The organism is Oscillospiraceae bacterium, assembly GCA_015068645.1.
Classification (GTDB): Bacteria; Bacillota; Clostridia; order UMGS1840; family UMGS1840; genus SIG452.
The window spans coordinates 98,645-110,822 of the sequence record SVKD01000003.1 but is presented as its reverse complement, the minus strand read 5'-3'; the positions used below and the strand labels follow the sequence as shown (position 1 = coordinate 110,822).

The following is a 12,178-nucleotide window of genomic DNA, read 5'->3' as shown; positions in this document are numbered from 1 at the left end:
AAAATTTATATAATTTATTATTTTTTTCGAAGAAAAGACAGCGCTGTTTTAGGTAGTTTGGGATAGAAGAGCAAGGTAATTGTCGCAAAAACAATCAGATAGCATCCCATTCCCAAAAACAGTTCGGAAATTACGTTTACAATCAATAAAAATCCTGCAGTAATTGCTAATACATATAAGAATTCTTTTAAATAGGAAAGGTTTAAAATCTTTTTTAAATGATGTCCCTCCAAAACAAACCACGCAGCCATTGTGAAAAGAGAAGCAAATGAAATTGCCTGGGGGGTATGAAATACTACCTGTGCAATATAGTTTGTGACAAATCCAAGGGCTAAAATGAGTAGGCTGTTTTTAAAAAACTTGAAATTTTCATTTAAAATTTTCACAAAGGTGAACATGACTACCGAAATGGCGCCTGTGTATAAAATGCAGGGAAGCACAATTTTTAAGTAGGTCACCGAGGGGATATACTCGGGTAAAAACCAGCCGATAAATGCCACCAACGGATAGTATAACACCAAAGCAGCACCGATAATGGAACAAACGCCGGATAAAATGGTGTTATAATTTTTTTCGAGGACTTCCTTGCTTGATTTTTTTAACATAGGGAACATCACAATGGCAATGGAAGAAACCATGGTGGAAATTAAGGTTACCAGATTATAAGGGAAGGCGTACATCGCATAGGTTTCAATGGAGTATAGCATACTGACAAACTGGCGGTCCAGCATATGAATCAGGTGTGATACCTGATAAGCCACAGTCAGCACAATCCCTGTTCGGAACAAATCAACAATTGGTTTTCTCTGCACAGAGAGGGGGAGTTTTTTTCCAAAGGTAATTTTGCGGTAAATCACAAGATACCAAAGAAGCATCAGCAAGTCGGCTATTACTAAGAACAAAAGATAAAAGCGGTAAGAAATTTGCCAATGAAATCCGGTGTGGCAAAGGAGTAATGCCAATACGAAAATTGTTTTAAAGACGGAGAGGGTCAGATTTTTTAGGGCGTACTCCCGGAATCGTTTGGTTGCCTGCGATAAAAACTGATAATAAGAGGTCAAATTGATGGCAATAAGGTCAATCCCCAACATCCAGAGGATAAAGCGATAGTCCGAGTTGGCAACAAATATTCCGCTTATGCAAACAATTCCGCCCACAATCAGCTGCATTGTGATATAAAAACGGGAATAGGTGCGCATTTCTTCTTTGGAAAGACTTTCATAGTTGTTTCCGGCAAACCGCAGCAAAATTCCGTCTACAAAGCCGAAATGAAGCAGGGCGGTGTACCCTAAGTATAAAGTGAAAATGCGAAACAATCCGTAATCGTTTACGTTTAAAATTTTGGGAAGAAAAATACTGGTCACAATGCTTGCCGCCAGAGAGATTCCCTGGGAGAACGCAACGTGCAGCATATTTTTTAGGACGTTAGATTTCTTCGACATCTTTCTTGAAAACCTCAATGTTGTGATTGGATTTTTGTTTTTCGGGAGGGAGTTCCTTTCTCCATTCTCCGTATAAGTTGGTGAGATATTGGTCATAACCTGCGGGAGCAGGGTAGGTTTTTCCTTGAAAAGTCACATCCACGGCGTTTGAAAATACGCAGGACGGCAGAATTTCACCTGTTCCGTGGCAACACCATGCCACACAGCCCACGTAAGTATTGGGGTATTTATGGGATTTTTCAGCCATATTGCAAAGTTTTTTTTGCAACCGCTTCCAGCCGTATACCTTTCCTGTGATATGAATACCCCAAAGGATGAAGCGTTTGATGCCTTTTTTCTCAGTTTGGAAAGAGGGCGCATTGGCACAGATTAAAAAACGTTTGTAAAGCTCTGCCCGAAATGTTTGGAAGATTGCTCTTTTTTTGTTGGGATGCCAACGGTCTATGGGGAAAATATCTAAAGAAATCCCCAGTTCTTCTCCGAATTCATAATCCCCTTCTCTTAAAAGGGTTGCGGTGTCGGATAATTTTGCATAGGGCATTCGCCAGGTTTCGGATGTTACCCGGGAAAGCAGACGATATTTGGCATGAGGATAATGCTCTTTATATAATGTTAAGAACTTATCGTAGTCTTCTCTTGGCATCATCACATCGCAGTCGTCATCCCAGGGAACAAAGTTCTGGTATTTGACAGCTCCGATCAAGGTGCCGTTGGATAAAAAGAAGGTGAGGTTATGTTTTTTGCAAAAATCGGCAAAATGGGCTAACAGTTCAGCCAGATGGGATTGGATTTTGGTAATCTCGGTGATTTGTTGCAAAAGCTCACTTCCTTTTAGGGGTTATTTCAGCAATAGTTTACTGAGCCAAAATAATTGATGGCGTTGCAGAAAATGTTTCAGTTTCATTTTTCTGCCTTTTTTATCTTTTTGGTCGAATTTTGCAGATTGGATAGCTTGTTTGATGTAATCGGGGGCGGTGATTTGCTTCCATTGTTTTTTGAATTGTTTCAAACTACAGCCTGAACGGAATAAAAAACGTGTTGCCGTATCTAATTGGGCAATTACAAAACGGTCAAATTGCTCGCTGATACAAGGATGAAGGGGAACAACCGTTTCCTGATAATATTGAAGCAGGGAAGTAAATCGGGAAAATGCCAGGGGGTCTTTCTGATGTGACACAGAGTCTGTTCTTAGGTAATATAAATAGTTCACATCGGAAATCACGCTGACACTTTTTGCCAACAATACGGCGTGTACAAAGGCAAGTCCGTCTTCTCCCATTAAAATATCAGAAGGAATTTTTAGCTGACAGGGGTTGATTATTTCCCGTCGGAATGCTTTTCCGCTTAAGGATTTCGGGAAGGTGAAGGTTCCATTGGGTGCCATCAACAGGTTGGGAAGCACCGCATTATCGAGGTCCTGCAGATTGTAATGCCCGTCCGGCACCAGATTCTGAAACTGTTTGGTTTTGGTGCCGAAGTGTTGACAGATTCCGAAGATAACAATGTCGGAGGAATCCTTTTGGAATGCGTTTTTACATTGTTTTAACACATCGGGTTCCAATCCGTCATCACTGTCTAAAAATAAAACATATTCTCCGGTGGCGTTTTTCAGACCTGTGTTTCTGGCACCGGTGTGTCCTTTGTTTTCCTGATGAAACACCTTGATGCGAGCATCTGTTTGCGACAATTTTTGTAGGATGGATAAAGTATTATCGGAAGAACCGTCATCCACAATCAGCAGTTCAAAGTCTGATTCGCTCTGAGAGAGTACGCTCCGGATACACATCGATAAGAATTGCTCGCTGTTATAAGCAGGCACAACGATGGAAAACAAGGGGTTGTTTGTCATAGCTTCTGTTCTCCTTTAGCTGAATGCGAAAAATTTCAAAGCGCTTAAGGAACCACGGGTTCCGCCAATGAACAGCAGGGCTAAACTTACCAAAAGCACTACACATTGGATGGAAACCACCTTGAATCTTCCGGTGGGATTCTTTCCTGCGTGTTCTAACACAATCATCAATACGGGCAACATCAGAATGGGAACCAAGTGTCCGATACACCGATAAAAAATAGAAAAGTCATAGCAGAATAAAATCGCAAATAAACTGCCGATTCCTGCTGCCATATAATAGCAGTTCAGCTCCAGATATTGTTTTCTGAGAGGCTTGAATTTGACAGACAGAAATAGAAAAAATAAGACATAAATTCCGCCCATCAGATATTCCCAAAGGTCATAATAACCGGTATCGGAAAGATAACTTGCGGATTTTTCAAACACACTGTCAAATTTATATCGGAATAATACGATTGCTGCTAAAAACATTGCAAAAATTCCCAGCACAATAAGCAGTTTTTTTGTTGGGGATTTTCTTTTGTCAAAAATGGAGGTTACGATTCTGATTGCAGTTACAATCAGAGCCATATCGTGCATAAACACGGCAATGATATACAATGGGATATGTAGTGGTAACTTTTTCTTTTCCACTGTTTCCCGATAAAAACAGAATGAAATGATTGAAAGCGCCAACATCATACGGATTCCACCAATTACGGAAACGTAAATGGAGCCGCTCATTAAGAAAAACAGTGTTACGGCAAAATTTGGTCTGGAGATATGAAATCGTTTACTGGATTTTTCTAAAATGTAAAAAATCAAAGAATAAGAGAGTATTGCCGAAATTAACGGCAAGAGTTCCACAATCCCGGTTTTCCCGACAAGCCAGAACAAAATTCGGGACGTGGGGACGGAGGAGGTGACCACCAGTGTTTCGTAAAACTGAGGGAAGCTAAAGGTGGCGTACCATTCCATCGCTTCGTAAATGCGGTACAAATCGGCGGTGATATAGGGGTAGTAAAAGAAGCCCATGCCGCCCAACAGCAACAGATACAGTCGCAATATGTTTTTGCACTTGATATTGGAAAAGGCAATCAGCAAACAGATCATAATTAAAATATAGCTGTAAATGCTGACGCCAATCAGTCGCTCAATGAGAAACATAGGGGCATCCTTTCATCGGTTTAAAATTTATGTAAGAAGAGTTTGGTAAGCGGTAATTGTTTTTTTTGCTACTGCTTTTTCTTCAAAATTATCTTGAATCAGCGCTCTTGCACGTTGGGATTGCGCGGGATAATTGCATTGTTGCGTAATTGCCTTTTGGACGGCAAGTGCAATGTCTTCTGGGGTGGTTTGGCAACCAAAACCGCAGTGATTTTCATTCACAAGTTCTGCAAAGCCTGTTCCTTCGGTTACAATTACGGGTAATCCGTGAGCTAAGGCTTCTAAAAGACCCATTGGCATTCCTTCGCTACGAGAGGTCTGGATAAAATAATCGGAAGAAAGAAAGGCTTTTTTCTTGTTTTCTCCCCACACTTCTCCTTGCAGATGAACAATATCTGAAATTTCGTAGCGTTCAATGAGTTTTTGTAGTTCTTCACGGGAAGAATCGTCTTCGGGACCGTGAATCGTCAGGATTGCGCATGCATCTCGCATGGTTTCTTTTTGCAGGTTAATTGCGCCTAGCATCAGATCAAATCCTTTGATGCCAATTTCCAAGCGTCCGATATACAGAAATCTGATCGGTTTGGATAAGGAAGTCGTTTTGGATTCTTCGGGGATTTTGATTCCATTTGGCAACACCAGCGAGGGATAGGAAAATGCAGATTGATTCTGTTCCCTGTGGGATAAGTACTGAATGGAAGCGGCATTTTTTAAAAAGTGACCAAATAATAACAGATTTGCTGCAATTTTTTTTAAAATTTTCTTTTGTTGTGCCGTTTTTGTCATACAACCGTGAGGAATCACGATATAAGGAATATTCTCTTTTTTGAAAAAAGAGGCAAGTTTTAAAAACGGGGGACGATACACTTCGTGAAAAATTACCAGATCAGGTTTTTGAAAGGGTTCGGGTATTTTTTTGTGAAAGAAATCTTCCAAACAGAAGGTGGGTACAGATTCAATTGGTTCTCCTGTTAAGTTTATGATACCTACGGTGGCAAACTCTTTTTGAGCATGCACCATTTTAGGCACTGCGATATTCACACCGCCCACGATGGCGGTTTCGATATGTGCGATATGTAGAAGTACCATAGGAATTCTCCTAAGCATTTTGTTCTTTTGCAGGTTGCTTTCTCATCAATTTTGAGAATAATTTTTTTCTGAGTCCGTGAGGAAGCAAAACAGTGCCCCCGAATCGGACGGTGATATTCACAAGATACTGCCAGGGAGAAATCAGTTTCTTTTTCCGAAGCAGTTTTTCCATTTTTACTGTGTTTTTAAAATAGGTCCAACCGTCACGTCGTTTTAACATGTGGGCATCTGCCCGTACAAAACAGCAGGTATCGGGAAGATTGTGGAATACATATCCTTCTGATAACAGCTTTGTCCAAAGATGATAGTCTTCAAAGCCGGGATGATCGGGATAACTTCCCGCGTTTAATACATGTTCTTTTCGAAACACGGTAGTTACATGGTTTACAGGATTGGAAAATTTCAGTTTGTGAAGAATATCTTTTTGATATTCGGGAACCATCCGATACCGGATAATCCGGTCGGGGGTTTCTTCAAATTCTGCAATCTGAGCACCAACCACGCTGATTTCGGGATGCTCTTTTAAGAATTGCAGTTGTTTGTGCATACGGTCTTTCGTTGCAATATCGTCTGAATCCATACGAGCAACCAATGCTTCTCTACAGTGGGGAAGTCCTTCTTTTAAGGCAAGCCCCAAGCCTTGGTTTTCTGGTAAACGGATAATTTGAAACAGTTGGGGATTGGTTTGGCAAAATGCTGCAATCACTGCATCTAATTCTTTGGTTAAAGCACCGTCGCAAACAATTACAAAGTCGGAAGGGGGAACAGTCTGATTCAGCATACTTTCAACAGCAGCCTGAAAAAATTCCGGCTGTTCTTTATGGTATATTGACATCAGCACTGAATAGTTCACTATTTCACGCCCTCTTTTTTTAAGATTACTTTAATGGTTTTAAAAATGATTTTGATATCCAGCCATAAATTACGGCGTTTAATATATTCCATATCATACACGATTTTTTCTTCGGGGAGTAAATCATATCCTCCGTTTACCTGCGCCAGTCCGGTGAGCCCGGGTTTTACAGCCAGGCGATGTTTGAAACCGTGGATATAAATTTCGAATTCATCATAGAAACATTGTCGTTCGGGGCGGGGGCCAACCACGCTCATATGCCCCAATAAAATGTTCCACATCTGGGGGAGCTCATCCAAGCGACAACTTCGCAGCTTTCTGCCAAGTTTGGTGCAACGGGGGTCGTTTGTGTCTGCCCAAACGGGAATTCCTTTTTCCGCATTGGCAATCATTGTTCGGAATTTCAGCATTTTAAACGATTTTCCGTTTTTGCCCACACGCTCCTGGATATAGAACACTTTTCCGGGAGAATCCAATTTAATCAGTAAGGCAATCACCAGCATCGCAGGCAACATGATGATGCCGAAAACCAAGGCAAAAACAATGTCAAACAAGCGTTTCAATGCACAAAAACCAAACCCACCTGCGGGTTTGGTTTCTTTAATCAGATATGTGTTTTTATGTTCCTCAATCCGGGGAAGGGGGGTAGTGGCATTTTTATGCAATAAGTTCATAATAAAACCCTATCCTTACGTTTTGCCATTCAAGGAATCATCGGATGGCTTTTTATCTCCGTAGCTGACCGCTTGGTCAGCTACGGAACAATCATACTTTAATCTTCTAACGCTTTCCAGTTGGGATTTTCTCTTAAATTCGACCAGTTTTCATAAACGGAATTTTCATTTCTGTCGTAATCGTGGCCGTTGGTGGCTTCAATAATTGCTAAGTGATACCAAGCATCCTGAGGATTATCGGGCCAGATATTGGCATCTTTATGAGTACCGTCTTGATGCAGATAACGATTCAGCATTCTGTTGATTACGGTAACTGCTTCTGCACGGGTAATTTGCTGATCGGGACGGAAGGTGCCGTCTTCATAACCGGTAATCCAGCCTTTTGCCACGGCATTGGCAACGGATTGCTCTGCCCAGTGACCGTTCAGGTCGGTAAAGTTATGCGTGGGGTTTTCCATCATAGTATCCAAACGGGAAGCGATGGTTGCAAATTCTGCTCTGGTAATGGTGGCATTGGGACGGAAGGCGCCGTCTTCATAACCATGGATAAAATTGCCGGCTGCCAAGGTGGAAATCGCAGTGTTGGACCAACGGTCGGCATCCACATCGGAGAAGGAGCCGGCTTTCGCCAGCAAAGCTTTTCTGACATCGTCTTTTAACAAACGGAAGAAAATAGTTGCCACTTCTTCACGAGTGATGGGATTTTCCGGTTTTACATCACCTTCGGGGTAACCGATGATGTATGCAAAATGGTCAACATCGTTTAATTCCCGTGCACTCTGATTTCTTACAAATGCACCGTAAAGATTCACATCTTGCGTCAGGGGGAAATCAGCCGTTACTTTCTTGGTCAGTTCTTTATCGGTATACCAACCGTTGAAGGAATAGCCATCCTGGTAGGGGATGGGTAAATCGGATAAAGAAACGATTGCGCCTTCCGGTTTCGTTACAGGATTGCAGTCAGCTGTTTCACCGTTCACAAAGAAGTTTACTGCATACTTGACTTCGTCGGGAGCGGGAGTGCTGGTGGGAATGGGAGTGCTGGTGGGAATGGGGGCGCTGGTGGGAACCGGACGGTTACCTTTTTCGGTAACGGTTGCAGTTGCAGTTGCATATTCAGGATTGGTCTGATAGTTGATGGTTAAATCAGTGGTATCGCCGGTTGCTAAGGTGATACCGGTTAATTTGCCGGACACGGGATGGTCGCCGTAACCGGTGGTTCCGATATTGGGCAGGGTTACATTGAAGTCTGCCAGATAGGTATCTTTGTTGGCAAAGAGGTCACTTGCCAACACATAACCGGGACGGGTGCCATTATCATCAACGCCAACCACAGAAACGGTAATGGTTAAGGTATTGGTGTTGATGCCGTTGGTTACGGTACGGGTATCGTTACCGAAAATCAGTTTAGCATTGTCATCAAAGCCAACCATCTGGTTATCTACCAAAAATTCAGCAGGCATTACCATCGTGTTGGGATAAGTAAATTCTACGGTGAAAGAACCGGTAATATGCATTGCTTGCAGTTCAGTGTTCAACGCATCGATTCTGTCAGAAGGACCCACATAGTTTAAAATGGAAATCCAGTTTGCGTAATAGTCGTTAAATTTGGTGCGAACAGGTTCCATATTCAGAATACATCTGAAATCAAATGCCGGGAAAGGTTCTGCAGTTGTTTTAGACACGGAAGCGGCATTGGGGGTGGATTCTGACATAGGGGTTCCTGCGGGTGCTACCTGCAGAGTAGCGGAAACATTCACATTGTCATGGTAGCTTGCTGCAAAAACGGAGGTTCCCAGTTGGAACAACAGCATGACAGCCAGCAATACACAAGAAAACTTTTTCATCATGATGAAAGACTCCTTTTTATTTGATATGATTTGTTGCAATAGATAAGGTGGGCAATATTATTTGGGATAATATTCCCCAATCAGCGCTGCTCGTTTGACGCTTTTTTCCTGTTCGTATAAACTTCTGATTTGACCCACAAGCGCGGTGCTTTCTCCGTTGGCAATCAGTGCACTTTCCAGCTCTGCCAACAGCATGTTCATTTCGGCATCACATTGAACCTCCAAAGCAGTGCCCCAGCTCATGCATTTTTGTGCCATCTGAAATCTGGCAGTTAGTGTATGCTCTGATTTTGGCTTGGCGCGCCATTCATTTTTCCCTTGGCGAAGCACTCCTTCCAACCCTGTTAGATATTTTGATTTCAGCACATAAAAGTCTTCAATCAAAGCGTCGATATTGGTATATTCAACAGCGGAAGTTTCAGTTTGGGATTCACTGTCTTGATTTGTTTCGGTTGATTGGGTTTCTTGAGATTGGGGGGTGGCGACTGTATCAGTTGTCGAATCCTCTGCAGTGTTTTGTGCGTCGGATTCTTCGGAATTTGTGATGGGAGAACCATTTTCATCCAATTCAATTCCAGCGCGTTTTCTTGCCTCTGCAAAAATTTCAGCGGTTTGTTCCGGAGTTAGATCGCCGCCTTTTAATTTGCGGTGGTCACGCTCGTTTAAGATTTCTGAATGAGAATCGGGGATATTTAGCACCGTTTCGTGAAATACGTCGGTTAATTCTTTTTGTTTTTGCTCTAACCCTTCTTCCCCTTCCTGATTTGCCAGCCTGATCGCATCAATGGTTCGTTGGTTATGACGGTAAAAATGGATACCGCCAATCAAAAGAACCACGGATAGTACAAGAAGAATGAGTAAAATTATCCACCATTTTTTCTTTTTGGAGTTTTTATTTTTCGCCTTTTTTTCTCTCATACGGAAAACTCCTTTATTTTGGTTTTTTACCACATAATTTTCATGATGTGGTAAAAAAGGTAAACTTATCCAAGCTATACAACTATAGTATAGCACTTTTGTTTGCAAAAGTCAATGTATTTTCAAATTACGAAAAAAAAAGTCAAAACTTTTTCTCATTCCGGCTTGTTTTTGTTCTAAAGAACATGTGTATGTAAGCAATTTATCTTATTTTCAACAACATAATGAAAATTATGTTGTGGCGTTGTTTTGTTAACGAATCAGGCCCAAATTTTGACTTTGATTACGATGAATTTCTCCACTTTCCATGGTATAAATCCGTGTGGTGTTAATATTGGAGTGTCCTAAAATATCGGCAAGACGTACCACATCATTTTGGCAAGAATAATAAGTGCGTGCAAACAGGTGCCTGAGGTTATGCGGAAACACTTTTATGCAAGGCACTTGTGCTTTATCGCAAAGTTCCTTCATTTCCGACCATATGTTGCTTCGATCCAGCGGATTTCCGCGATTTGAGATAAAAACTGAGCCACTTTTAATTTGCTTTTCTTTACAATAAGAGGAGAGAATATTACATAGTTTATCCGGAAGAATTACCATTCGAATTTTTGCCTTGCAGTGAACAGTTGTATATCCTTTTTCTATGGCTGATACCGTGATATATTTCAACTCAGAAACACGGATTCCCGTCGAGCAAATTGTTTGAAGGATTAGGAACAGCCGATGTTTTTTCATGTGGAGCGCTGTAGAAAGAAGCCGTTCGTATTCTTCTTTTGTCAGCTCTTTGCATTGGTCGAAGAATGTTCGATTTTGTAAACGGATGTTTTTTGTTTTTTTGAAATATCGGATATGATACAATTACAGAAAAAAGTTGACAAATGGAAGTTATGGGAGTACAATAGAGAAAATTCTGATGTTTTAAACCAACCTGTCAAGGAGGTGTAACCCGATTGAAATCCTATGAAATTATCGTGGAAATCGATGGCAAAATTGACCGTATTGTGGTGGATGCCGAAACCAAAACCGAAGCCAAAAAGCAGGTAAAAGCAATGCATCCCGATAAAAAAGTGGAATTTGTGATGATAAAACAAGTGGTATAAAAAAAGGACTGAATTTCATTGTGAATTCAGTCCTTTTTTGAGAGTAAAATAAAAAATTGATGTGTATTTAGTCGGCATTGGCAACATGTTCTAATAATGTTGTTAATTGGTCAAGGGTAAAGATATTGGGGAGGTTTCTGGGAAGATTTGCATCGGGGAATACAGCTTTTAAATTTTTGGTATAGACTTCTTTGGAAACTTCTGTATCATTCCAATAGTAGCTGTAAATGGGTTCTCCGTTTGCATCAATTTCCACACGACTGTTATCTTTTGCGCCGTAATTCCCTTTGTCTGTGCAGATAAAGGAGCCGTCTTTTATTTCATAAACATTATCGAGGTAAACATCCATACGGCCACCCGCATCCAAGAATTTTCCCGTTTGTTTTACCCAACGGAGTGAGCTTAGCTTAGCGTTAGCTACTTCGCTGTTTCTTGCGGTGAAAATTTCTTCTCCCGCATAACTGTAGCCGTGATCAAACCATACTTCCGGGATGCCGTTATCATCAATATGAAGTAGGCTGCACACAGTCATATCTGTTGTGTCAATATTGGGCAGCACTTTATTAAGATAGGTGGTTGCCCAATTTTCAGACGTGTTGGCAGGGATTGTTGTGTATTCTCCGTAGATTTCCTGTGTTTTTGAAGGGTCCACGCCGAACTGTTCCTGATTGATATTGTCTGATAGCGGACTAATGATGGTTTCTGTTCGGTTTTCATCGTATTCGCTGAACAGTTCAATGGTGTATCCGCTATTGTCATAAGACGGAGTAGAGCCCAAAGCACCGTAAACCCGATTTATCTGTTGCCCTTTTTCGTTATACAGGTATAAAAAGGTGTACTGTGGAGAATAGTAAACGTCGGCAGATCTTCCTATTTGATTAACGGTGTATAAGGTAGTGCTGCACAATAAACCGCTATCGTAATAGGTTCGGTTTTCAAAATAAATTGGGGATCCGTTAAAATCGTGGTAAATTGTTTGAGAAAGCTTCTGCTCATAATCGGGTGCGCCACTGTTGCTATTGTTGTTTGGCGTTTTTGTTGTAGTTTTATCAGTTGTTTCGGTAACGGGTGTTTTGCCTGCTAACTGATAAAATACTTTGGGGTATTGGTTTTGAAACAGCAGACTGATTAACACGATTAGTAAAATCGCCAGCACACAAATGCATGCAATGATAATTCCCTTTAAGCCTTTGTTATTGCCCGATGGGGGTGTGGATTGCCAATTTGGCTGTTGATTATTCATAAAGTTACCTC

Annotated in this window: 11 protein-coding genes; all 11 read right to left on the bottom strand. The window is 41.3% G+C overall.

Annotation, left to right across the window (positions count from 1 at the left end; genetic code table 11):
* Nucleotides 1-17 precede the first annotated feature (17 nt).
* The 11 genes from E7413_02180 to E7413_02130 all read right to left on the bottom strand — a co-directional run bounded on the left by E7413_02180 (nucleotide 18) and on the right by E7413_02130 (nucleotide 12,167).
* Nucleotides 18-1,538: a hypothetical protein gene (locus E7413_02180; protein ID MBE7018670.1), complete on the bottom strand. Its 1,521-nt coding sequence runs from the start codon at nucleotides 1,536-1,538 to the stop codon at nucleotides 18-20.
* Complete coding sequence (locus tag E7413_02175; GenBank protein MBE7018669.1) at nucleotides 1,426-2,259, bottom strand: LicD family protein; 834 nt, start codon at nucleotides 2,257-2,259, stop codon at nucleotides 1,426-1,428. The genes E7413_02180 and E7413_02175 overlap by 113 nt, the downstream gene beginning before the upstream one ends.
* Before the next feature lie 21 nt (nucleotides 2,260-2,280).
* Entirely contained in the window at nucleotides 2,281-3,291 is a 1,011-nt protein-coding gene (locus E7413_02170) for a glycosyltransferase family 2 protein (GenBank protein ID MBE7018668.1), read from the bottom strand.
* 15 nt (nucleotides 3,292-3,306) lie between these two features.
* On the bottom strand, nucleotides 3,307-4,440 hold the full coding sequence (locus tag E7413_02165; protein MBE7018667.1) for a hypothetical protein: 1,134 nt from the start codon (nucleotides 4,438-4,440) through the stop codon (nucleotides 3,307-3,309).
* A gap of 27 nt (nucleotides 4,441-4,467) precedes the next feature.
* Nucleotides 4,468-5,547 carry a glycosyltransferase gene (locus E7413_02160; protein MBE7018666.1) on the bottom strand — a complete coding sequence of 360 codons (1,080 nt, stop codon included), beginning with the start codon at nucleotides 5,545-5,547 and terminating at the stop codon, nucleotides 4,468-4,470.
* Nucleotides 5,540-6,382, bottom strand: coding sequence for a glycosyltransferase (locus E7413_02155; GenBank protein ID MBE7018665.1), 843 nt, complete (start codon nucleotides 6,380-6,382; stop codon nucleotides 5,540-5,542). The genes E7413_02160 and E7413_02155 overlap by 8 nt, the downstream gene beginning before the upstream one ends.
* Nucleotides 6,382-6,945, bottom strand: coding sequence for a sugar transferase (locus tag E7413_02150; protein ID MBE7018664.1), 564 nt, complete (start codon nucleotides 6,943-6,945; stop codon nucleotides 6,382-6,384). Before E7413_02150 ends, E7413_02155 begins: the two co-directional genes overlap by 1 nt.
* A gap of 209 nt (nucleotides 6,946-7,154) precedes the next feature.
* A complete protein-coding gene (locus tag E7413_02145; GenBank protein MBE7018663.1) occupies nucleotides 7,155-8,906 on the bottom strand; it encodes a hypothetical protein in 1,752 nt (583 codons plus the stop codon).
* 57 nt (nucleotides 8,907-8,963) lie between these two features.
* Complete coding sequence (locus E7413_02140) at nucleotides 8,964-9,824, bottom strand: hypothetical protein (GenBank protein ID MBE7018662.1); 861 nt, start codon at nucleotides 9,822-9,824, stop codon at nucleotides 8,964-8,966.
* Between the two features lie 252 nt (nucleotides 9,825-10,076).
* Entirely contained in the window at nucleotides 10,077-10,682 is a 606-nt protein-coding gene (locus E7413_02135; GenBank protein ID MBE7018661.1) for a hypothetical protein, read from the bottom strand.
* A gap of 309 nt (nucleotides 10,683-10,991) precedes the next feature.
* Nucleotides 10,992-12,167 (bottom strand): hypothetical protein, encoded by a 1,176-nt coding sequence (locus E7413_02130; protein MBE7018660.1) that lies wholly within the window; start codon nucleotides 12,165-12,167, stop codon nucleotides 10,992-10,994.
* Between the last annotated feature and the right edge of the window lie 11 nt (nucleotides 12,168-12,178).